At 72.9% G+C, this 20,681-nt stretch carries 20 protein-coding genes; 11 read left to right on the plus strand and 9 right to left on the minus strand.

Annotated features, from left to right (window positions below):
• The first annotated feature begins 7 nt into the window (after positions 1 to 7).
• Genes ACWEOZ_RS17535 through ACWEOZ_RS17550 form a run of 4 tightly spaced genes read left to right on the plus strand, consistent with a single transcriptional unit; the run spans position 8 to position 4,056 of the window.
• Complete coding sequence (locus tag ACWEOZ_RS17535) at positions 8 to 946, plus strand: VOC family protein (protein WP_451911726.1); 939 nt, start codon at positions 8 to 10, stop codon at positions 944 to 946.
• Positions 946 to 1,947, plus strand: coding sequence for a fumarylacetoacetate hydrolase family protein (locus tag ACWEOZ_RS17540; protein WP_451911727.1), 1,002 nt, complete (start codon positions 946 to 948; stop codon positions 1,945 to 1,947). Before ACWEOZ_RS17535 ends, ACWEOZ_RS17540 begins: the two co-directional genes overlap by 1 nt.
• A gap of 10 nt (positions 1,948 to 1,957) precedes the next feature.
• Positions 1,958 to 3,094, plus strand: coding sequence for an alpha/beta hydrolase family protein (locus tag ACWEOZ_RS17545; RefSeq protein ID WP_451911728.1), 1,137 nt, complete (start codon positions 1,958 to 1,960; stop codon positions 3,092 to 3,094).
• Positions 3,091 to 4,056, plus strand: coding sequence for a cyclase family protein (locus ACWEOZ_RS17550; RefSeq protein WP_451911729.1), 966 nt, complete (start codon positions 3,091 to 3,093; stop codon positions 4,054 to 4,056). The genes ACWEOZ_RS17545 and ACWEOZ_RS17550 overlap by 4 nt, the downstream gene beginning before the upstream one ends.
• A 7-nt stretch (positions 4,057 to 4,063) precedes the next feature.
• On the opposite strand, the gene ACWEOZ_RS17555 is transcribed toward ACWEOZ_RS17550, so the two are convergent.
• From ACWEOZ_RS17555 to ACWEOZ_RS17570, 4 genes are all read right to left on the minus strand, one after another.
• The gene (locus ACWEOZ_RS17555) at positions 4,064 to 4,999 is read right to left on the minus strand and encodes a DUF2332 domain-containing protein (RefSeq protein ID WP_451911730.1); all 936 of its coding nucleotides are present in this window, start codon (positions 4,997 to 4,999) and stop codon (positions 4,064 to 4,066) included.
• A gap of 10 nt (positions 5,000 to 5,009) precedes the next feature.
• Positions 5,010 to 5,420, minus strand: coding sequence for a tRNA (N6-threonylcarbamoyladenosine(37)-N6)-methyltransferase TrmO (tsaA, locus tag ACWEOZ_RS17560; RefSeq protein ID WP_451911731.1), 411 nt, complete (start codon positions 5,418 to 5,420; stop codon positions 5,010 to 5,012).
• Positions 5,421 to 5,480: 60 nt separating this feature from the next.
• Positions 5,481 to 6,680, minus strand: coding sequence for an amidohydrolase family protein (locus tag ACWEOZ_RS17565; protein WP_451911732.1), 1,200 nt, complete (start codon positions 6,678 to 6,680; stop codon positions 5,481 to 5,483).
• Between the two features lie 414 nt (positions 6,681 to 7,094).
• Entirely contained in the window at positions 7,095 to 7,550 is a 456-nt protein-coding gene (locus tag ACWEOZ_RS17570) for a hypothetical protein (RefSeq protein ID WP_451911733.1), read from the minus strand.
• Between ACWEOZ_RS17570 and ACWEOZ_RS17575 the strand changes: the two genes are divergently transcribed.
• Together ACWEOZ_RS17575 and ACWEOZ_RS17580 are read left to right on the plus strand one after the other, a co-directional pair.
• The gene (locus ACWEOZ_RS17575; RefSeq protein ID WP_451911734.1) at positions 7,549 to 7,764 is read left to right on the plus strand and encodes a hypothetical protein; all 216 of its coding nucleotides are present in this window, start codon (positions 7,549 to 7,551) and stop codon (positions 7,762 to 7,764) included. The two genes, ACWEOZ_RS17570 and ACWEOZ_RS17575, sit on opposite strands and share 2 nt — an antisense overlap.
• Complete coding sequence (locus tag ACWEOZ_RS17580) at positions 7,761 to 8,066, plus strand: immunity protein TriTu family protein (RefSeq protein WP_451911735.1); 306 nt, start codon at positions 7,761 to 7,763, stop codon at positions 8,064 to 8,066. Before ACWEOZ_RS17575 ends, ACWEOZ_RS17580 begins: the two co-directional genes overlap by 4 nt.
• A gap of 25 nt (positions 8,067 to 8,091) precedes the next feature.
• Here the strand turns inward: ACWEOZ_RS17580 and ACWEOZ_RS17585 are convergent, their stop codons facing one another.
• The 3 genes from ACWEOZ_RS17585 to ACWEOZ_RS17595 all read right to left on the minus strand — a co-directional run bounded on the left by ACWEOZ_RS17585 (position 8,092) and on the right by ACWEOZ_RS17595 (position 11,018).
• Positions 8,092 to 8,559 (minus strand): hypothetical protein, encoded by a 468-nt coding sequence (locus tag ACWEOZ_RS17585; RefSeq protein ID WP_451911736.1) that lies wholly within the window; start codon positions 8,557 to 8,559, stop codon positions 8,092 to 8,094.
• Positions 8,560 to 8,639: 80 nt separating this feature from the next.
• Complete coding sequence (locus tag ACWEOZ_RS17590; protein WP_451911737.1) at positions 8,640 to 10,112, minus strand: family 43 glycosylhydrolase; 1,473 nt, start codon at positions 10,110 to 10,112, stop codon at positions 8,640 to 8,642.
• Positions 10,113 to 10,181: 69 nt separating this feature from the next.
• Positions 10,182 to 11,018: an ATP-grasp domain-containing protein gene (locus ACWEOZ_RS17595; RefSeq protein ID WP_451911738.1), complete on the minus strand. Its 837-nt coding sequence runs from the start codon at positions 11,016 to 11,018 to the stop codon at positions 10,182 to 10,184.
• A gap of 154 nt (positions 11,019 to 11,172) precedes the next feature.
• Between ACWEOZ_RS17595 and ACWEOZ_RS17600 the strand changes: the two genes are divergently transcribed.
• Positions 11,173 to 12,273, plus strand: coding sequence for a phospholipase D-like domain-containing protein (locus ACWEOZ_RS17600; RefSeq protein ID WP_451911739.1), 1,101 nt, complete (start codon positions 11,173 to 11,175; stop codon positions 12,271 to 12,273).
• Between the two features lie 13 nt (positions 12,274 to 12,286).
• On the opposite strand, the gene ACWEOZ_RS17605 is transcribed toward ACWEOZ_RS17600, so the two are convergent.
• The gene (locus ACWEOZ_RS17605; protein ID WP_451911740.1) at positions 12,287 to 16,030 is read right to left on the minus strand and encodes a SpoIIE family protein phosphatase; all 3,744 of its coding nucleotides are present in this window, start codon (positions 16,028 to 16,030) and stop codon (positions 12,287 to 12,289) included.
• Between the two features lie 189 nt (positions 16,031 to 16,219).
• Here ACWEOZ_RS17605 and ACWEOZ_RS17610 point away from each other — a divergent pair, with 189 nt between their 5' ends.
• Positions 16,220 to 17,596: a serine hydrolase domain-containing protein gene (locus ACWEOZ_RS17610; RefSeq protein WP_451911741.1), complete on the plus strand. Its 1,377-nt coding sequence runs from the start codon at positions 16,220 to 16,222 to the stop codon at positions 17,594 to 17,596.
• Here ACWEOZ_RS17610 and ACWEOZ_RS17615 read toward each other — a convergent pair.
• Positions 17,579 to 18,094 carry an HAD domain-containing protein gene (locus tag ACWEOZ_RS17615; RefSeq protein WP_451911742.1) on the minus strand — a complete coding sequence of 172 codons (516 nt, stop codon included), beginning with the start codon at positions 18,092 to 18,094 and terminating at the stop codon, positions 17,579 to 17,581. The two genes, ACWEOZ_RS17610 and ACWEOZ_RS17615, sit on opposite strands and share 18 nt — an antisense overlap.
• A gap of 72 nt (positions 18,095 to 18,166) precedes the next feature.
• Here ACWEOZ_RS17615 and ACWEOZ_RS17620 point away from each other — a divergent pair, with 72 nt between their 5' ends.
• The 3 genes from ACWEOZ_RS17620 to ACWEOZ_RS17630 all read left to right on the plus strand — a co-directional run bounded on the left by ACWEOZ_RS17620 (position 18,167) and on the right by ACWEOZ_RS17630 (position 20,681).
• Positions 18,167 to 18,910: an SDR family NAD(P)-dependent oxidoreductase gene (locus tag ACWEOZ_RS17620; protein WP_451911743.1), complete on the plus strand. Its 744-nt coding sequence runs from the start codon at positions 18,167 to 18,169 to the stop codon at positions 18,908 to 18,910.
• Positions 18,911 to 18,950: 40 nt separating this feature from the next.
• A complete protein-coding gene (locus ACWEOZ_RS17625) occupies positions 18,951 to 19,649 on the plus strand; it encodes a hypothetical protein (RefSeq protein ID WP_451911744.1) in 699 nt (232 codons plus the stop codon).
• Between the two features lie 90 nt (positions 19,650 to 19,739).
• A complete protein-coding gene (locus ACWEOZ_RS17630) occupies positions 19,740 to 20,681 on the plus strand; it encodes a hypothetical protein (protein ID WP_451911745.1) in 942 nt (313 codons plus the stop codon).

Raw genomic sequence — 20,681 nt, forward strand, 5'->3', positions numbered from 1 at the left:
GCCTGCCATGGACGAACGACTCATCACCCACCTGCGGCACGTCGACCTGGCCGTGCCCGACTACGACCGCCAGCTCGGCTTCTACACCGGCACGTGGGGCCTGAGCCCGCAGACCACCGACGACGGCATCGCGTTCCTGGCCGCCGAGGGCTCCCCCGAGCAGTACTCGGTGCGGCTGCGCCGGGCGGCCGAGAAGCGCCTCGACCTGATCGCCTTCGGCGCCGCCTCGGACGCCGACGTCGACGCCCTCGCCGAACGGCTGGGCCGGGCCGGGGTGACCCTCGTGCACGAGCCGGACAAGCTGCGCACGCCCGGCGGCGGCTACGGCTTCCGCTTCTTCGATGTGGACGGCCGTACGGTCGAGGTGTCCTGCGACGTCGAGGTCCGCCGGCACCGCCGGGTCGAGGCCGGTGAGTCCATCCCGGTCAAGCTGTCGCACGTGGTGATCAACTCACCCGACCCGGAGGCGACCGTCGCGTTCTACCAGCGGCACCTGGGCTTCGCGCTCTCCGACACCCTGCACTCCCCGCACCTGGGCGAGGTCATGTGGTTCCTGCGCACCAACCGCTACCACCACAGCCTGGCCGTCGCGCGCGGACCGCACACGTCGCTGCACCACGCGTCGTTCGAGCTGCGCGGGATCGACGAGTACATGCGCGGCACCGGCCGGCTGCTGCGCGCCGGGGTGGAGAAGGTCTGGGGCCCGGGCCGGCACATGGCCGGCAACAACACCTTCAGCTACTTCCTCGACCCGCACGGCAACACCGTCGAGTACACCACCGAGCTGGAACAACTCGACGAGGACACCTGGCACCCGCACCTGTACGACTTCTCCGACCCGATGGTCAGCGACCAGTGGGGCACGGCCAACCCGATGAGCGAGTTCGTCGCCCGGCAGTCGTTCAACGACCCCGACCGCGGCGTCTTCGTCGCTCCCCCGGTCTGATGCGGATCGCGACCTTCCGGTACGCCGGTGAGCAGCGCACCGGCGTCGTGGCCGGCGAACGGGTCCACCCGTTCGCCCCGGCGCTGTCCATGCGGGACGTCGTCGGGCAGGGGCTGGAGGCGGCTCTCGCCCTCGGCCACGAAGCGGCCGGCACCTCGGCCGGCATCCCGCTCGACCAGGTACGGCTGCTGGCGCCCCTGACCCCGGCCAGCCTGCGCGACTTCGTCGGCTTCGAGGAACACGTCGAGGGCGTACGGCGCAGCGTGGACGGCGCCGGCGGGGTCCCCGAGGCCTGGTACGACGCCCCGGCCTTCTACTTCACCAACCCGCACACGATCATCGGCCCCGGCGACGACGTGCCGTTCCCGGCCGCCTCGACGGCCCGCGACTTCGAGCTGGAGGTGGCGGTCGTGCTGGGCCGCGGCGGCACGGACCTGACCGTCGAGCAGGCGGCCGGCACCGTCTTCGGCTACACCGTCTTCAACGACTGGTCGGCCCGCGACCTGCAGAGCCGCGAGATGCGGGTCAACCTGGGACCGGCCAAGGGCAAGGACTTCGCCGGCGCCCTGGGCCCGTGGATCGTCACCGCGGACGAGCTGGCACCGTACCGGGACAGCCAGGGCTTCCTCGAACTGTGGTGCACCGCCACGGTCAACGGCGTCCAGGTGGGCCGCGATCTGCTGGCCAACATGGGCTGGACGTTCGAGACGATGATCGCCTACGCCTCCCGTGACAGCCGGGTGGTGGCCGGCGACGTGCTCGGCTCCGGCACCGTGGGCAACGGCGGCTGCCTGGCCGAGCTATGGGGCCGCCGCGGGGACCGGACACCACCACCGCTGCGCGACGGTGACGTGGTGACGCTGACCGTGGACCGCATCGGCAGCCTGGTCAACCGGGTCGCCACCGGGCGCCGGGCCGCCGCGCTGCCGGCCGTACGCCGCCGCGACCCGGCCCGGGCCCGCCTGTCCGGCACGCTTGCCGACCTGTCCCCCGACTTCTGAAGGATCCGCGATGTTCGAATACTTCCCGGGCAACTACGTCTGGAACCTCGGCGTGGTCGCCACGCTGAACAGCGGCGGGCTCATCGACGAGGTGGACCGCGCCTGCCGGCCGATCCGGGACGCCGCCACCCGGGGCTCCGACGTGGGCACCGAGGACTTCATGGCGGCCTGGACCGCTGTCGTGGACGACCTGCAGGCGCAGGCGATCGACGACGAGAAGGCCGGGCACCGGCGCGCGGCCGGGCAGAAGTACCACCGGGCGACCAACTATCTGGTGCAGGCCGAGCGGATGCAGAACGCCCGCTCGCCGCACCGCCGGGCGGTCTATCAGCGCTGTCTCGACCTCATGCAGAAGACCTTCGACCTGCTGGACCCGGCGACCACGCGGGTCGCCGTACCGTTCGAGGGCACCCACCTGCCGGCGTACTTCACCTCGGCCGGCGCCGGCGCGCCCTGCGTGATCATGTGGAACGGGCTGGACTCCACCAAGGAGCACATGTACGTCTCCGGCTTTCCCCGGGAGCTGGCCGCCCGCGGCATCTCCACGCTGATGGTCGACTGCCCGGGCAGCGGCGAGGCCCTGCGCTTCGGTGGCCTGACCGCCCGGGTCGAGAGCGAGGACTGGGCCGCCGCCTGCGTCGACCATCTCCTGGCCGCCGGTGCGGTGGACCCGGCCCGGATCGGGCTGGTCGGCTGGTCACTGGGCGGCTACTTCGCCCCGCGGGCCGCCGCCTTCGAGAAGCGCCTGGCGCTGTGCGTGGCCTGGGGGGCCAACCACAACTGGGGCGCGGTGCAGAAGCGGCGCCTGGACCGCGAGGGTGAGAACCCGGTCCCGCACTACTGGGACCACGTCCTCTGGGTGTGGGGCGAGACCGACGTACGGACGTTCATCAAGAAGGCCGAGGCCGTACACCTCGACGGGGTGGTCGAGCGGATCACCGTGCCGTTCCTGATCGCGCACGGGGAGAACGACCGGCAGATCCCCCTCGCATACGCCCACCGGTCGTACGAGCAGGCCGTCAACAGTCCCCGCCGGGAGCTGCGCGTCTTCACGCCCGCCGAGGGCGGCGCCGAGCACATCGGCCTGGACCACCTGCCGCACGTCAGCGTGTTCATCGCCGACTGGATCGCCGGGGAGTTCGCATGATCGACCGGGCCGATCCGGAGGGGGCCATCGCCGCGGCGGCCAAGCGCTGCTCCAACTGGGGCCGCTGGGGTGCCGACGACGTGCGCGGCACCATGAACTTCCTGACCGACGCCAAGCGGGCCGCGGCGGCGGCGCTGATCCGGCGCGGGCGCTCGTTCTCGCTGTCGCAACGCTTCGAGATGGACGGCCCGCAGAAGGGCTGGCGGCGCCGGACCAACCCGGTGCACACCATGCTGGACACCGGCACCGACGCGGCCGCCGGCATCCAGGGCTTCCCGCACGGGCTCGGCGGCGCCGACGACGTCATCGCCATGCCGCTGCAGTGCTCGACCCAGTGGGACGGGCTCGGGCACATCTTCGACCACGGGGTGGCCTGGAACGGCCGGCCCGCCGGCGAGGTGGTGACCAGCCTGGGCGACGCCGTCACCGGCATCGAGACGGTCGCCGACGTCATCGCCGGGCGCGCGGTACTGCTGGACGTGGGCCGCGCGATCGGCACCGGCGGCGAACTGCCCGACGGCTTCGCCATCACCCGGGAACACCTGACCACGACCATGGCCCTGCAGGGCCCGTCGGCGGCGGTCGGCCGTGGGGACATCGTGCTGGTGCGGACCGGCCGGCTGGCCCGGGCCCGCCGCGAGGGCTGGGGCGACTACGCCGGCGGCCCGTCCCCGGGCCTGTCGTTCACGACCGCGGACTGGCTGCACGGCACGGAGATCGCGGCGGTCGCGACCGACACGTGGGGTTTCGAGGTACGCCCGAACGAGTTCGACGACGCGTTCCAGCCCCTGCACCAGGTGGCGATCCCGCACATCGGCCTGTTCCTGGGCGAGATGTGGGACCTGGACGAGCTGGCGGCGGACTGCGCCACGGACGGCGTCTACGACTGCTGGCTGACCGCCGCACCCCTACCGGTGACCGGCGCGGTGGGCGCCCCGGTCAACCCGGTAGCGGTGAAGTAGGCGCCGGTCAGCCGAACCAGGTCATGGCCTGGCCGTGGGAGCGGGTCCAGGCGAGCGGCTTGCCGTCGAGGGACAGCAGGTTGTGGAGCGCGTCGTCCGGCGGGGCCGGCAGCCCGTCGTGGGCCAGGACGTCCGCGGCCTCGTTGGCCACCCAGTGCCCGGGCAGGGCGGTCACCAGCTCGGCGAACGCCCGCCGGCGCGGCTCCGGCACCTGGTAGAGCACCGAGGTGTGCAGCACCACGAGCGTCGCGCCGGCCGGGGCCCGGGCGACCAGGGCCGGCAGGTCGTCGACCAGGTCGCCGCGGACCAGCAGCGGCGGGTCGGCGGCGGCGACAGCGGCGGCCGCACGCAGCCGGGAGCGGCGGTGCTCGTGCTCCGGCCAGATCAGGGCATCGAGCCAGGCGACGTCCGCCGGATCGGTGACGTCCAGCGGGTTCAGGTCCAGGCCCGCACGCCACACCACCTGCGGGAGCGTGTCCGGCGGGACCAGGCCGGTCGCGGCGCACTCGAGGAGCGGCGTTCCGGCGCCGACGGTGTGGTCGCCGTAGCGGTAGGCGTACCGGTCGGGATAGAGGCACAGCCCGGCCGAAGCACCGACCTCGACCAGCGCCAGCGGCTGCGGCAGGGCCGCCAGGACCGGCAGCAGGACGGCGCACCGGCCGGGCTCGTTGGTCTGGGTGGCGCGGGTCCGCATCCGCGGCTCGATCGCCGCCCAGTTCGCCCGCGCCCAGGCCCGGAACTCGTCCGGCTCCCGCACCGGCCCGCCGAGCGAGCGCACCACCCCGAACAGCAGGTTCGGCTGCTGTTTCTCCGGTGGCAGCGTGCCGATGAGGGCCAGCAGCCCGGCGTCGGCGGCGACCGCGTACGAGAGGCGTTCGTAGGTGGGCGAGATCCCGCGGGCCTCGCGGGCGGCGAACTCGGCGTACCTGTCGGCGATGGTCATGCTGTCATGTCTACCGCTGCTGGACGTCAGTCAGAACAGGCTTGATGTCGAGGACCGGCGTCCCGTCGAGAGCCTCGAGGGCGGCGACCGTGACCATCCCCGCCGTGACCTCGGTAACGGTCACCTCGTGCAGACCGATCGGGTTCGGCCGGTCCTGTGACCGGGTGCTGAACACGCCCGTCTCCGCACGCCCGGGATCGTCGCGGGGGCGCACCCGCAGCGTCGCGCGGTCCGCCCGGTCCAGCCAGGTCAGCACGACGATCCGGTGGCCGGCGCGCAGGTCCGCGGCGGCCGGGGCGGCTTCGGGAGTCAGCACGATCCGTGCTTGCGGCGCACCCTCGTCGGGCTGGCGCGGCGCCTCGCGCGGGTCGGTCAGCGGGGACCGCACCACCCCGATCGGCACGACGACGATGTCCGGCATCCCTGCCCCCGTTCCGCGGCGCGATGCGCGCCGTTGCTGTCAGTGTTTCGTTCGTCCGTCTCAGGAAAGCGCGACGTGGACGCCTCTGGCGAACACCGCGCGGATGCGGTGCAGCGCCGCGAGGTCGGCCAGGGGGTCGCCGTCCACCGCGACGATGTCGGCGTCGAAGCCGGGTGCCAGCCGGCCCTTGGTGGCGGCCAGGCCGCACGCTGCCGCGGCCGTCGAGGTGGCCAGGCGCAGCGCCGCCACGGGCGTCACGCCGATCCGGGCGGTCTGGTGCAGGGCGTACCGGAGCACGTCGTGCGGCTTGGGTGGCCCGATACCCGCATCGGTGCCGACCAGCAGCTGGGCACCGGCCTCGTACAGGGCACGGGTGTTGGCGATGATGCGGGGCATCCGCATCGCCACCGCCGGTGGCGGGGTGACGCCGGGGACCGGGACGACGCCGGCGGTGATGCCCACGGCCACCCGGCTGTCCACGATGCGATCGAGGAGGTCGCCGGGATCGTCGACTCCGTCGGCGCTCCAGAACGAGACGTGTTCCATGCCGTCCACCCCGGCGTCGAGAGCGCCGCGGATCGCCGAGGTGCCGTGGGCGTGCGCGGTGACCGGAAGGCCGAGCCGGTGCGCCTCGTCGACCACGACCCGCAGCAGATCCGGGGTGAACTGGGCGTCCTCCTGGCGGGTGCCCGGGGTCATGGTCCCGCCGCTGGCCATCACTTTGACGACGTCGACGCCGCGGTCCGCGCGCTCGCGCACCGCGGCGCGCAACGCCTCGGGCGCCGGCTCGGTCCCGCCACCGAGAAAATGGCAATGTCCCGCCGGGGTGGTGATCGGTGGCCCGGCCGCGACGATCGCAGGCAGATCGTCGGCGCCGCGCAGAGCCAGCGACAGATAGTCGCGGTCGCCGAGGTCGCGGACTGTGGTGACACCCCCGCGCAGAGCGGCGCGCCCGGCGGTCACCATGGCCGCGAGGGCCGCGCGGTCGTCCCGCTCGGCCAGCGCCGTCACCGGATCGGCGCTGCCGTCGAACGCGAGATGGACATGGACGTCGATCAGGCCCGGCAGCAACGTCACGCCGCCCAGGTCGACAACCTCAGCACCGGGCGGCGGCGGGATCGCCCGTTCGACCGCGACGATGGTGGGGCCCTCCAGGATCACCACCGGATCGCTGAGCGGGGTTTCGGAGATCCCGTCGAACAGCGCGCCGGCTCGGAGCGCCACCAGTCGTGGCCGGTCGCTCACGCGCACGCTCGCCATGAACGGACGATACGCCGGACAGGAAGCGGCCGACGCGGCCGTCAGCCCTGTTTCCTGCTGAGTGCCGAACGGCCCCGGATGCCTGCCCGGCACCGGGCCTCTGAAGGTCTCCAAAAACCTCCTCAGCGTGGGCCCCGACTACGCGATCGTGACCAGCTCTCCCGGCATGGCCGACGTGACCGGCGCCCGTGTCCTGACAGAGATCGGCGACGACCGCACCCGGTTCGCCGACTCCCGCGCGCCCTGCCGAGCAGCACTACCAACGTCGACGCGACCACGGCGACCGGCATCCCGCGGCGCTGCGCGACCTTTCCCATCGGCTCCTCGGCTGCCTGCAGCACTGCCTGGCAACCGTCCAGCGGTACGACCCCGCCAAGGCCTTCGCAGCCCGGCAAGACACCGCCGCCGCGGGAATCACGACCGGCTCTGTTCCTTTTGCCAGGCGCCGCACTCTTCAAAGATCTTGGCCAGCCCGCCATGTTCTGTTCGTCGCTGCAGGTACTCGTCAAGCAGTCGAAACAGCGCTCCGACGGCTACCCGGTTGAGCTCCGCCTCCGCCTCAAGTTGCTCGCGTTGCGGTGGCCCATCCGGGAACGCCTGGTGCAGCACCAGCGCCTCCCAGATCAGGTTGTCGCCGCGCCCGCAGCGGGCCACCAGCCATTCCCGGAAGCCCGCGAGCAGCTGCCAGTCGTTGCCGGCCTCGCAGCCTCGGATGAAGACGGTGAAGGTCGATGTCGGCGACGAAGCCCTCGCTGAAAGAGAAATCTTCGTTGGCGTCGACACCGACCGGGCCGGCGAGGCCACCGGCTGGCCAACCGCATCCGCGTCTTGCCGACTGCTGTCGATCGCGGTCAAGAACGCGCCGCGCATGGGCGAACGCCTCGTCGAGCGGATCATGACCGCGTTGGACGAGCAGCTCGAACGCGCGTTCTTCCTCGCCGCGTTCGCTGCCCTGGCCGACCCCATCAGCCGGACCCACTCCGACCGCGAACGCGCCCAGACAAACGCCACAACGCCGCCTGATCTTCCTCGCGAGACGCCCTACCAGTCACGACCGGTCGCCGCCCTACCATCAGCGGCATGATGGAACTGGACCTCGACGACTTCACCACCGCAGTGGCCACCCGGGGCCTGCAGTGGCAAGCAGCGGGAGTCCAGTGGCAGCTGCACCACGGACCCACCCGCTCCAAATCTTCCGCCTGGGTCGACTGCACCACCGCCCGCCATCTGGCCCGGTTGATCGTTTGGACCAGCGGCGAAGCCGACCTGGAGGTGGGCGACATCTCGACCGGAGCCGTCACCATCACTCACTACCAGATGAGCGACGCCGCTGAGCTGGATGTCTGCCTCGAAGACCTCACCAACCAGATCAACGCCCGGGGTTGACGAAGCCCCTAGGGACACCCGCCGGTCAGGAGCTCTGACTGATCGCGACGGCGATGAGCGCGATCAGGACCAGCGGGATCGCCAGCCCGATGACGGCCATCGGCCGCTGCAGCAGCCGGGGGCCGGGGTTCATCGGCGGCCGGCTCGGCCCGTACGGGTTGGGCTGCGGCGCGGCGAGGTGGGCCACCTGACCCCGCTTGACCAGGTTGATCAGCACCGTGATCGGCGTGATGATCAGCGACGCCCAGCCGTACCAGCCCTGGACCAGGGTGCGGGCGGTCATCGCCCGGAACGTGGCCATCCCGCAGTCGCGGCAGAACGGGCCCGGCTGGCTCAGGAACCGCATCACGATGACGAAGCCCTGGTGACCCCGGAAGGTCACCGGCGCGGCCGGCACACTGCCACACATCCGGCAGGCGACGACCAGGTACTGGCCCTGGCCGGGGACGGCTCCGCCCGGGACGGCGGTGGACTGCTGCTGGGGATAGGACACGACTCTCCTCGGACCTGGAACGACGGCGGGGCCGCGTCAGGTTACTGAGAGTTCGCCGGGTCCGCTGCCCCGGATGCCCGCTACTCGAGGATGAAGGTGGCGTCCGCGCGGTCGGTGGCGGTCGAGACGGCCTGGACGTAGATCAGGTTGTCGTAGTGGCGCAGGTACCGGCCGGGGTAGTTGACCGACTCGAACGACACCGTTCCGCTGCCGGTGAGGCCCGGTCGCCGGGTGAAGCTGGCGTCGGCGCGGAAGGCCGCTGTGCCGTCGTCGCGGCGTACCCAGCCCTCGAAGTTGCTGTGCCGCAGGTAGTAGCCCGGGAAGTTGGTGGACTCCAGGGACACCGTCCCTCCGCCGGCCAGGCCCGGGACCAGGCGGAACTGGGAGTCCGCGAGTGGCTTGACCGCGGCCTCCGTACGCGCCCGGTACTCCCAGTGGCGGACGAAGCGGTCCGGGTAGTTGGCCGACTTCAGGCGTACCGGGGTGGCGCCGTCCGGCACCGGGATGCCGAAGTCGGGCGTGCCGTCGGCGTTCCAGTAGAGCTTCTGCACCCGGGTACGCCGGTTCGGGTCCTTGAGCGGGTCACCGTTGATCGTCGCGTAGTTGCGGTCGTGGTAGACGAGGATGTCGCTCTGGCCGTCCTCCGAGGTGGTGAACGAGTTGTGGCCGGGGCCGTACTGGCCGGTGCCGGCGTTGCTGACGAAGACCGGGTCGGGGGTCTTGGTCCACGAGGACGCGCTGAGCAGGTTGCCGGTGGCCGAGGCGGTCAGCAGCCCCAGGCAGTAGTTGGCGTCGGTCGCGCTGGCCGAGTAGGTCAGGAACACCCGGCCGTTGCGCTGGATCACCGCGGGTCCCTCGTTCACTTCGACCCCGCCCCGGCGTTCCCAGGCCAGCGTCGGCACCGCGATCCGCGTCGGGGTGCCGGTGATGGTCCACGGGTTGCTCATCCGGGCGATGTAGAGGTTCGAGTTGGTGTCGATGCCTGGCTCGGCCTGCGCCCAGACCAGATACCGCACGCCGTTGGTGACGAAGGTCGAGGCGTCCAGGGCGAAGGTCTCCCAGGACGTACGGATCTGGCCCTTCTCGGCCCAGGAGGCGGTGAGCGGGTTGGCGCCGGTGCCTTCCAGCACGTACATCCGGATGGCCCAGACGTCGTTGGTCGCGCCGGCGGCGAAGTAGACGTACCACTTGCCGTCGATGAAGTGGATCTCCGGGGCCCAGATGTGCGCGCCCATGATGCCGCTGGTGTGCCGGCGCCAGATCACCGTCTCCGGGGCGGTGGACAGGCCCTGGATGGTGGTGGCGCGGCGCAGCACGATGCGGTCGTACTCGGGGACCGTCGCGGTGAAGTAGTAGTAGCCGTCGGTGTGCTTGACGATGTGGGCGTCCGCCCGCTGGTTGACCAGCGGATTGGTGTACTGCACCGCGGGTGAGGCAGCCGCGGGCGGGGCGCCCGTCACCGTCGCGGCGAGGAGGCCGAGGATCGCTGCGGCGGCGATCAGGGCGGGGCGCCACCGGCCGTGCCGGGCGGGGAGAGTCGCGGGGACGGTCATGCGGGGGCGCCCTTCGTCGATATGTTTCACCCGAGTTACCCACGAGTGTTAACGGTAACAACGATCGGGTCAAGAGCCGATCGCGGCGACGAGGGTCGCCGCGGCCGTCGAGATCGGACGGTCGCTCACCTGACCGTCGCCCACCTCGATGACCCGCCACACCCCGTCGGCGCGCCGGGCCAGGTCCACCGTCACGAACGGCAGCCCCAGTCCCGCGATGACCGGGGTGACCGCGGCCAGGTCGAGCCCGGCCGGCGGCAGCTCGTCCGGGCTGTCCGGATGGGCGCCGACCAGCCGGCACTCCCCGCGCACCCACCAGGTACGGACCTCCGCCCCGGTGAACTCCTCGAACCGGCGCAGCACGAACCCGCCGGTGAACTCGTCACCGCGCAGCTCCCGCAACCGGCTCGCCACCCGCCAGGCCGCCGCGGCGTCACCGAGCTCCGGGACGTAGACCGCCTCGTCCCAGTAGTGCTTCATCGACTTCGTCCAGTCCCGCAGCACCGCCGGTCCGGCACCGAGCGCGGCGCGGGCCGCGTCGAAGGCGGCACGATCCGCGCCGGTCGTCCACGTCGTGTCCGGGGTGAACCCGGCCAGCGGTCCGGCCCAGCCCGGCAGCTCGTGGGCGCGGCGGTACTGCTCCGGCTCGGTCCGCAGGGTCACACCACGGGCGGCCAGGGCTTCGGCCATCGCCGCGTACCGGTCGGCCCCCAGCATCCAGCCCCGGTAGACGGCCCCGTCGCCGGCGGGCACCCGGGCCACCGCGGCGTCGGCCGCGCCCGCGGCCAGCCCGTCGTGATCGACCAGCGCGACCGTCCACCCGGCCTCGCGGGCAGCCGCGGCCTCGGGCGCGAAATGCTCGTCGGGCCGGCGCGGCCGCAGCACATCAGCGGGAATCAGCATCATCACCGCACCATGGTGACCGGTGCCGTCTCCGGCTCCCCCTTCCGGGTGGAGTACGCCGCCGGGGCAGTCATGTTGGCGACCGACGACGCGCATCGGGGCTCCCCCGGGTCATGGTGAACCAGGAGCCGGGCCACCGGTGGGATGAGGTGCTGTGATGGCTGTGCAACTGGGCGAGGTCACGTTCCACATCGGCCCGCCGGTGCTGGGCGCACCGGACGATCTGCAGGCCGTCATCCTGGACTTCCTGGGCGCCGCCACCACGTCGTTGCGCATCGCGGTGCAGGAGATCGACTCGGAGCCGATCGCCCGGGCGGTCCTCGACGCCAAGGCCCGCGGCGTCCGCGTGCAGATCATCCTCGAGGCGAGCTACCTGCACGAGGACCGCGCCCCGGCGGACCCGTGGGCGGTCGCCGGGGACAACGAGGGCAACCGGGTCATCCACGCCGCGTTCCTGCGGGCCGGGGTCGACGTGATCACCGACCTCAACCCCGCGATCTTCCACCAGAAGTTCGTGGTGCGCGACCACGGCAGGCCCGGCGCGGCGGTGCTGACCGGCTCGGCCAACTTCACCCGTACCGACACCGGCACCAACCTCGACACCGGCGCCGGACGGTCGGGCAACAACCTCAACCATCTCGTCGTGCTCGGCGGCAAGCAGGCGACCGACCAGTACCGCAGCGAGTTCGACCGGATGCGCAGCGGCACGTTCGGCGAGCTGCACGAGCGCCACGAGGCGCGGCCCGAGGAGTTCCGGCTGGGCGGCATCCGGGTCAAGCCGCTGTTCGCGCCGCGGCACGGGCCGGAGATGGAGATCATGAAGCAGATGCTCAAGGCGCGCGACCGCATCGACTTCGCGATGTTCACCTTCGCCCGGTCGTCCGGCATCGACGACGCCATGGTCCGGCTGGTCGGTCCCGGCCTGCCGATCCGGGGCATCCTCGACCGCGGCCAGGGGGCCCAGCGCTGGGCCGCCACCCAGCCGCTCAAAGCGGCCGGGGTGCAGCTGTGGGAGAACAAGCCGGGCACCGGGCTGCGCAAGGTGCACCACAAGCTGATGGTCGTCGACGCCCGCCTGATCATCGTGGGCAGCTTCAACTACACCGGCCCGGCGACCACCCTCAACGACGAGAACATCGTCGTGCTGGGCGATCTGGAGGAGACCGACGCCGGCGCCGAGGCCGCCCAGCGACTGCTCGCCGGCGCGGCGCTGGCCGAGATCGACCGGATCATCGCCGACCTCGGCCGGCCGGTCTGAACCGGGACCGGCGTCAACCGGGTGGCTCGGCCCAGCGGCGTTCGATGGTCACCGTCGTGCCGGTCGCCGTCGAGGTGACCCGCACGTCGCCGTACGCGTTCATCAGCAGTGCCCCGCGGCCGCGGTCGCGGGCCGGCGGCCGTTCCCGCCAGCCGCCGAAGTCCTGCACGACCACCCGGACCAGCCCGTCCGCGACCTGCAGCCGCACCTCGACCTCGGGACGGCTGGGCCGCTGGGCGTGCTCGACGGCGTTGTTGACCGCCTCGGTCGCCGCCACCTGGAGATCGTCGAGCAGGTCCGGATCGATCCGGTCGCCCGACAGCGCCCCGCGCAGGTCCCGGCGCATCGCCGCGGCGGCCGCCGGTACCAGCGGATAGACCCAGGTGGCGTCGACCTCCGGCAGCTCGGCGACGGCGGCCGGCACCACCGGTCCCTGCCGGCGCACGGCGACGACCGCGACGTCGTCCCCCAACGGCTCCGCGAGATCGGCCAGGACCGCGTCGACGACCGTGGCCGCGGAGGCGCCGTTGGTGTACGAGTCCCCGGCCCGGTGCAGCAGGCGCCCCGGGCCCTCGGCGGTGACCAGCCCGTCGGTGAACAGCACCAGCTGGGCCCCGGGCGGCAGCGACTCCTCGTTCTGCTCGTAGGTCGGCACGGCAGCGCCCAGCGGCGGCCCGACCGTGCCGGTCAGCTGCCGGGTGTCCTCGCCCGGGGCGCTGCGCACCGGCGCGGGATGACCCGCGCTGCACCAGGAGAGCTCGCCGGTCGCCGGGATCAGCCGGGCCACGAGCAGAGACGCCGAGAACGGCCCGCCCAGGCGGGACAGCAGCGTCGCCACGCGGGTCAGGACGGGTGCGGGGGCCGGGTCCTCGACCGCGTACGCGCGGACCGCGTTGCGGACCTGCCCGCTGGTGACCGCCGCCCCCAGCCCGTGCCCGGCCACGTCGCCGATGCTGATCACCAGGTCGCCGCCGGGCAGCGCGACGACGTCGTACCAGTCGCCACCAGCCTCGCCGGTGGCCGGCCGGTACTGAGCCTGCAGGTCCCAGCCGTCCGGGCTGGGCAGACTCTCCGGCAGCAGGCTCTGTTGGAGGGTGAGGGTGAGCTGCCGCTCGTGTTCGAGTTGCCAGGTGCTCTGGGCCAGCGAGGCCAGCATGGTGGCCATCGAGTCGAGCAGGGCCCGGGCGTCGTCGGCCGGTGGGCCCGCCGCGCCGACCCGTACGGCGATGCTGCCGAGCCGGTCCCCGTCGGCGCCCCGCAGGATCGCGGTCAAGGAGCGGGTGTCGGCGATGGCGTCCCCGCTGCCCTCCGGCGGCGCGGTGAAGCGCAGCGGGGCGTGGTGCGCGTCGCCGTCCAGGACGGTCACCGCCCATACGCCGTCCAGCAACGCGCGGGCCTGCTCGGTGGCGGCCTGGAACGCCTCCTCCAGCGCCCGGCCTGAGGCGATCACCGCGGCGGTGTCGGCGAGGACCCGCAACTGCCGGGTGTGGGTGCCGCGCAGCCGGGCCAGCCGCAGGGTGCTGCGGACCCGGGCGACCAGCTCCGCGGCGGTGAACGGCTTCACCACATAGTCGTCCGCGCCGACCTGCAGACCCTCGACGCCGGCCTCCTGACCGGCGCGGGCGGACAGCATCACCACCGGCAGCGCCTCGGTGACCGGCTCCCGGCGCAGCGCCCGGACCAGGCCGAAGCCGTCCAGCCGGGGCATCATCACGTCGGTCAGCAGCAGGTCCGGCGGATTGCGGGCGATCGACTCCAGTGCGGCCTGCCCGTCCGCGACCGTGTCGACCTGCCAGCCCTGCGCGCCGAGCAGCCGTACGAGATAGGCACGCATGTCGCTGTTGTCGTCGGCCACCAGGATCCGGGCCGCGGGCTCCTCCTCCGCCGGGCCGGCGGGCGCGGTGGGCGGCGCCTCGGCGCCGGCGTCGTCGTCGAGCCAGCCGGTGACCTCGCGGACCGCCGCCTCGGCGGCGGGGAAAGCGGGCTGGTCCGGCGCGGCCGGGGACTCCGCGACCGGCTCGACCGCTGTCCACGGCAGGGTCACGGTGAAGGTGGTGCCCTCCCCCGGCGTGCTCTCGGCGCGCACGTCGCCGCCCTGCAACCGGCTCAGTTCGCGGACCATCGCCAGGCCGATGCCGGTGCCCTCGTGGCTGCGCGAGCGCACGCCCTGGACCCGGTGGAACCGGTCGAACAACCGGGGCAGCTGGGCGGCGTCGATGCCGATGCCGGTGTCCGTGACCCGCAGCCGGATCCGCTCGTCGTCCGCGGCCAGCGTCACCCGGATCTCGCCGACGAAGGTGAACTTGAGGGCGTTGGAGATCAGGTTGGTGACGATCTTCTCCCAGTTGCCCGGGTCGACGGCGACCGGCCGGGGCAGCGGCGGGCAGTCCACGATCAGGCGCAGCCCGGCGCGTTCCACGGCGGACCGGAAGACCCCGGCGAGCTCGGCGGTGTACGTGGCCAGGTCGAGCGAGCGGGGCGCGTGCCCGGCCCGGCCGGCCTCCAGGCTGGAGAACGTCAGCAGGTCGTTGACCAGGCCCAGCAGCCGGTTGGCGTTGCGCCAGGCGGTGTCCACCCGTTCGCGCTGCCCGGCCGGGAGCGGCTCGTCCCGGTCGGCCAGGGCGTCGGCGAGGGGGCCGAGCATCAGCGTCAGCGGGGTGCGGAACTCGTGGCTGACGTTGGTGAAGAAGCCGGTCTTGACCCGGTCGAGCTCGGCCAGGGCCTCGGCCCGTTCCCGTTCCTGCTGATAGGCCTGGGCGTTGCGGACCGCGACGGCGACCTGCTGGGCGAGCAGCTGCAGGAAGGAGCGGTAGGTCTCGTCCAGGCCGCGGCTGGGGCTGATGCCGGTGAGGACGACACCGACGGGCTGCTCACGGTCGGCCGACGGCAGGGGCTGCGCAACGGCGGCTCGGACCGGGTCACCCCACGGCCCACCGGTCACGGCGAGCCGCTTCACCACGTCGTCGGTCCGGGCGGTGCGGCCCGCGGCGGCGGCCCGCAGGCCCCAGGGATCGTCGCCTTCCGGGTACGCGGAATCGGCCGCCGTCTCCCCCAGGCTCACCGACGCGGGCAGCGCCGCCTGCACCGGACTGTCGTCGGCGTCGGCACCGACGCACGCCGCCAGCCGCAGCATCCCGCCGTCGCGCAGGTAGATAGCGGCGAACGGCACGTCCAGCGGCTGCTCGCCGATCACCGCCGACAGCCGGGCGCAGGTCTCGGCGACGTCCACGGGATCGGTGCCCGCCGGCAGCGACAGGTCCCGCAGCAGGCGCAGCCGCCGCTCCCCGACGATCTGGTCGGTGACCTCGCTGCAGACGGTGAGCACCCCCATGGTGGTGCCGTCGTCGTCGCGGGCCGGGGCGTGCGAGACGCTGAAGTACGCCTCCTCGCGGTAACCGGCCCGGTCCAGCACCAGCTGCAGGGCCGGCACCCAGCTGGCCACGCCGGTGGCCATCGCGTCGAGGATGAGCGGCTCGAGCACGTCCCAGCTGTCGGCCAGGGTGACCCGCACGTCACCGCCGAGCGCGGCGGGGTGCTGGTCGCCGATCAACGCCGAGTACGCGTCGTTGTAGAGCTGGGTGAACCGCGGCCCCCACAGCAGCAGCATGGGATAGCGCGAGGACAGCACGATGCGTACGGCGGCGCGCAGGCTCTGGGGCCACCCGCCGACCGGGCCGAGATCCGTGGCGGCCCAGTCCAGCTCGGCCATCAGCCGTCCGGCGGTGCTCCCGCCGGCGAACAGGTCGTCCGGCGACATCAGTACCGATCACCGGTCATGCGCGAGCCTCACCTCCGGCCGGCGCGGCCGACCCCGTTGACGTTGACCAGTGTCCTTTACCCCGTCGATCGACTTTCGCACACGCCCGGCCGGCCCGCGCCGGTGAGGTGGGCCGCGACGCCCGTATCACCCGCGCGGGGTTCCCGCCGGCGACGCTAGGTTCAGAGGATGAGAACCCTCGGGGAGGCGGCACTGCCGCGCAGCACACCGGCGGCCCAGGGCGTCGACGCGTCCGGGATCGACCGGTTCGTCACCGCGGTGGCCGCGCTGAGCGACGCGGAACTGCACAGCCTGATGGTGCTGCGGCACGGGCACGTGGTCGCGGAGCACTGGTGGGCGCCGTACGAGCCGGGAACGCCGCGGCTGGCGTACTCGGTGAGCAAGAGCTTCACGTCGACCGCGCTGGGCTTCGCGGTCGGCGAGGGCCGGGTCGACCTGGACGCGACCGTGCTGTCGTACTTCCCGGAGCTCGACGCGGAGGTCACCGACGAGCGCTCCCGCGCGATCCGGGTCCGGCACGTGGCCGCGATGGCCAGCGGGCACAACAGCGACGCCTTCGAGCGGGCCCGGACGGCCGGCGACGGCGACATGCTGCGCGGCTTCCTGCTCACCCCGCCGGAGCACGATCCGGGGACGGTGTTCGCGTACAACCAGCCGTGCACCCACGCGCTGTCGGCGATCGTCCAGCGGGTGAGCGGGGAGTCGCTGACGGCGTACCTGCGGCCCCGGCTGTTCGAGCCGCTGGGCATCACGCGGACGGGCTGGACGCGCGACCCGCAGGGACGCGAGATCGGCTTCTCGGGTCTGCACGTGCCGACCGAGGCGATCGCCAAGCTGGGCCAGCTGTACCTGCGCAACGGCGCCTGGGCGGACCGGCAGCTGCTGAGCCCGCAGTGGGTCGAGGAAGCGACCCGCGCGCACATCGCGACCGGCATCCCCGAGACGGACTGGGACCAGGGGTACGGCTTCCAGTTCTGGCGCAGCCGGCACGGCTACCGCGGCGACGGCGCGTACGGCCAGTTCATGCTGGTCCTGCCGGAGGCTGACGCGGTCGTGGCGATCACGTCGCAGAGCCTGGACGCCCCGGGCGTCCTGGAAGCCGTGTGGACGCACCTGCTGCCCGCGCTGACCGCCGACGCGCCGCCCGACCGGGTCTGGACGCCGGGGACCGTACCCCTGCCCGGTCCGGCGGCCGACGGGCCGCAGCCTGACCGCACGCCGCTGACCTTGCGACCGGGAACGGGCAACCAGCTCCCCGGCCTGCACACGGTCCGGCTGGTCACCGGACCCGACGAGATCCGGCTGCTGGAGGGCGACTCCGAACTGGCCGCCGCGCTGGGCGCGCCGGGCGCCTGGACCACCACGGGCCCGCTGGCCACCGCGTCCGCCTGGGCCGGCGGGCAGCTGCACGTCGATGTGGTCTTCGTCGAGACGCCGCACCGCCTGCACCTGCGGCTCGACCCCGGCGCCGGGACGTTCGAGGCCCGCTGGGCGACCTCGCCGCTCGGCGACCCACCGCTGTCCGAGCTACGCGTGCCCCGCTGACCGGCGGTCGGCCGCCTCCAGCCAGCCGCCGAGCGCGACGAAGTCGGCATCCGTCAGGCCGGTGCGCGGATCGACGCGGTGCAGCAGGGCCGGCCCGGGATGGCAGGCCGCCACCCAGCGGCGGTCCCGGTCGGTGACCTCGTCGTCGACCCAGACGAACGGCCGGCCGCCCGCCCACCGGACCAGCCCGGCGGTCTTCCAGTGCCGGCCGCCGACCGGATCGTCCTCTTCGTCGGGCCAGGTGACCACGGGCAGGCCGGGCAGCCCGAGCCGCGGCGCGATCACCTCGTTGGCGTGCTCACCCCACGTCGTGGCCCACACGAGCTCGCCGGGCAACGCGAGCAGCCTGGGCCCGTCCGCGGGGTCCAGGCGGTGCAGCAGCGGGTGAGCCCCGGGCTCGGGTGGGGCCGCCGGGTAGCGGTGGCCCGAGCCGCCGAACGGGATCAGCGGCCCGTCGACATCGAGAAAGACAATCGGACGGTCGGCAGCGGCAGGCATCGCCGGCATTGTAGGAACGCGACGTCTCATTGCCGCCAGACCCGGGCCGGATGCTCGCGCAGGGTGGACGGCATGACGAACGGACTTGACGGCAAGGTGGCGCTGGTGACCGGCGGCGGGCGGGGCATCGGCGCCGCGACGGCGGTACGGCTGGCCCGGGACGGCGCCGATGTCGCGCTGACCTATCTGCGGGACAAACAGCGGGCCGAGGAAGTGGCGCACGAGATCACGATGCTGGGGCGGCGGGCGATCGCCGTACCGGCCGACAGCGCCGACCCCGCGGCCGTGGTGGCCGCCGTCGACCGGGCCGCCGCAGAGCTCGGCCGGCTCGACATCCTGGTCAACAATGCCGGCGCCTTCCTGCTCGGGCCGGTGGAGCAGCTCGGCCCGGCCGAGTTCGACCAGAGCATCGCGGTCAACGTCCGGGCGCCGTTCGTCGCCGCGCAGGCGGCGCTGCGGCACCTGACCGGCGGCGGCCGGATCATCTCCATCGGCAGCAACGTGGCCGAGCGGGCCGTCTTCCCCGGCTTCACCCTGTACGCGCTGAGCAAGACCGCGCTGACCGGCCTGACCAGGGCCCTGGCCCGGGAACTGGGTCCGCGGGCGATCACCGTCAACCTGGTCAACCCGGGCCCGACGGACACGGACCTGAACCCGGCCGACGGCCCGAACGCGGACGCCGTCAACGCCATGACCGCGCTGGGCCACTACGCGGAACCGGCGGACGTGGCCGCGGCGGTGGCATTTCTGGCCGGCCCGGGCGGACGGTACGTCACCGGCGCGACCATCAACGTGGACGGCGGGTTCACCGTCTGAGCGCCTTGACAGCGCGGCACGTCCCGGGAAGGGTCGCGCCGTGCTGAAGGACGTGTGGCTCAACCGGCCCGACCAGTTCTCCCCCGGCGCGGAGCTGTTCCGCAGCGACCGCACCTTCCAGCTGACCGCCTACTCGGCCAGCCACAGCCAGCTGCTGCTGTCATCGCACGACGGCGCCGGAGACGAGGCAGGCGGGACCACGATCGAGGTGCTCTTCAAGCCGGTCGAGGCCGTCCGGATCCAGGAGTGCTATCGCGGGCTGGTCATCGCCTGCGCCACGGCCGCCGAGGCCGCCGCGATCGGCGCCGGCATCTCCGACTACGGCTTCCGGGCCACTGACGCGCGCACCTTCGTGCTGCGCAGCCAGGGCGTCGAGGGCTACGTCGTCTGTCCGGCCGTCGGGTGGCGCGAGGGCGTGCTGCCGCGCATGCAGCAGAGCCTGTTCCATCAGTTCTCGCCGTACGACACCGTCTGGCCGAGGGGGCCGCTGGGCGGGGTGGACGGCGGGCTCGGTGTCGCTTCGCCCGCGGAGGTCGCCCGGGCGGTTGTCGACGGCCTGCCCGACGGGGCCCGGCGCGACAACTACCGGACCGTCTACGTCCTCTGCGCCAAGGGTGACAGCCACGAACGGCTCCCGGTCGGGGTGTTCCTCGACGAGATGGACGGGGCCGAGGCGGCACGCCTGGTGCGGGCAACCGATCCGGGCTGCCGGCTCCTGGCCGTGCCTGTGGTCCTCTGACGCCGGGCGGCGATCCGGACGCACAGCGATGGTGATCAATGGCTACTCATCGTAGCCTCTCGATACCATCCTGTGACCGTGGAGGACGCCATGCACGTTCCCCTGATCGTTGCGCTGCTGCTGGCCGGACCGGTGATCCCGGCCCCGGCGGCTGCGCTCGTCCTGCCGGCACTGGCCGTCGGTGCCACCACTTCCAGCGCCGACACCGTCGGCAGTGGCAACACCTGCGCCGGGTTTCTCGACGAGCGCGCGCACCTCGGGCCGCAGCTCACCGTCCGCCGGGTCTTCACCTCGGCCGCCGCCCTGCCACCGGCCGACGCGCTCAGCTGCCAGCAGACCTACGGTGCGACGCTCTGGTACTCGTTCAAGACGACCTGCACGCCCGTCGCCGTCGCCGCCGGCGGCTGCGACGGGGAGATCCAGGCGATCGCCGCGGCGATGCCGGCCGGCAGCTACCTGACGTACTTCCACGAGCCGGAGGACGACATGACCGGCGTGGAGTTCGTGGCCGCGTTCACCCGGGTGTACCAGCAGAGCAAGGCGGTCAACGCGGCCGTCAACGTGGTGCCGGTGCACATGGCGTACCAGTGGCGGTCGGGCTCGGCGTTCGTGACGAACAACGGCACCGGCGGGGACCGGGAGGTGCGGGACTGGGTCGTGCCGGGCGCCTACGCCGACGCGTACGGGATCGATCTGTACTGGCAGGCCAGCACCCGCGGCAGCGAGCCGGACGACCCGGTCAGCGTCGGCAGCGACCCGCGGATGCTGCGCTGGTACGGCGCGTTCGGCACCCTCGGCCGCCCCCTGACGCTCACCGAATGGGGCATCGACGACGACCAGGGCGTCCGCGCGTCCCGGGGACCGGCGATCCGTGCCTCGCGCACCTGGCTGGCGTCGCACGGCTTCCAGGTCGTCTGTTACTGGCAGCACGACAACTGGTATCTGGGCACCTCGGTCGTGCCCGCCGGTGGTTACGCCGACCCGGACGGCGTCGCCGCGTACCAGGAGCTGGTGGCCGCGGCGACGCCGTGA

Source organism: Actinoplanes sp. NPDC004185 (genome assembly GCF_053603475.1).

Bases quoted from the DNA above. Each gene is read 5' to 3' on its own strand.
- ACWEOZ_RS17550 (WP_451911729.1), top strand. From the start codon at position 3,091: ATGATCGACCGGGCCGATCCGGAGGGGGCCATCGCCGCGGCGGCCAAG.
- tsaA (WP_451911731.1), bottom strand. From the start codon at position 5,420: ATGCCGGACATCGTCGTCGTGCCGATCGGGGTGGTGCGGTCCCCGCTG.
- ACWEOZ_RS17540 (WP_451911727.1), top strand. From the start codon at position 946: ATGCGGATCGCGACCTTCCGGTACGCCGGTGAGCAGCGCACCGGCGTC.
- ACWEOZ_RS17595 (WP_451911738.1), bottom strand. From the start codon at position 11,018: ATGATGCTGATTCCCGCTGATGTGCTGCGGCCGCGCCGGCCCGACGAG.
- ACWEOZ_RS17615 (WP_451911742.1), bottom strand. From the start codon at position 18,094: ATGCCTGCCGCTGCCGACCGTCCGATTGTCTTTCTCGATGTCGACGGG.
- ACWEOZ_RS17555 (WP_451911730.1), bottom strand. From the start codon at position 4,999: ATGACCATCGCCGACAGGTACGCCGAGTTCGCCGCCCGCGAGGCCCGC.
- ACWEOZ_RS17590 (WP_451911737.1), bottom strand. From the start codon at position 10,112: ATGACCGTCCCCGCGACTCTCCCCGCCCGGCACGGCCGGTGGCGCCCC.
- ACWEOZ_RS17600 (WP_451911739.1), top strand. From the start codon at position 11,173: ATGGCTGTGCAACTGGGCGAGGTCACGTTCCACATCGGCCCGCCGGTG.
- ACWEOZ_RS17620 (WP_451911743.1), top strand. From the start codon at position 18,167: ATGACGAACGGACTTGACGGCAAGGTGGCGCTGGTGACCGGCGGCGGG.
- ACWEOZ_RS17545 (WP_451911728.1), top strand. From the start codon at position 1,958: ATGTTCGAATACTTCCCGGGCAACTACGTCTGGAACCTCGGCGTGGTC.
- ACWEOZ_RS17565 (WP_451911732.1), bottom strand. From the start codon at position 6,680: ATGGCGAGCGTGCGCGTGAGCGACCGGCCACGACTGGTGGCGCTCCGA.
- ACWEOZ_RS17610 (WP_451911741.1), top strand. From the start codon at position 16,220: ATGAGAACCCTCGGGGAGGCGGCACTGCCGCGCAGCACACCGGCGGCC.
- ACWEOZ_RS17575 (WP_451911734.1), top strand. From the start codon at position 7,549: ATGGGCGAACGCCTCGTCGAGCGGATCATGACCGCGTTGGACGAGCAG.
- ACWEOZ_RS17630 (WP_451911745.1), top strand. From the start codon at position 19,740: ATGCACGTTCCCCTGATCGTTGCGCTGCTGCTGGCCGGACCGGTGATC.
- ACWEOZ_RS17605 (WP_451911740.1), bottom strand. From the start codon at position 16,030: ATGTCGCCGGACGACCTGTTCGCCGGCGGGAGCACCGCCGGACGGCTG.
- ACWEOZ_RS17580 (WP_451911735.1), top strand. From the start codon at position 7,761: ATGATGGAACTGGACCTCGACGACTTCACCACCGCAGTGGCCACCCGG.
- ACWEOZ_RS17570 (WP_451911733.1), bottom strand. From the start codon at position 7,550: ATGCGCGGCGCGTTCTTGACCGCGATCGACAGCAGTCGGCAAGACGCG.
- ACWEOZ_RS17535 (WP_451911726.1), top strand. From the start codon at position 8: ATGGACGAACGACTCATCACCCACCTGCGGCACGTCGACCTGGCCGTG.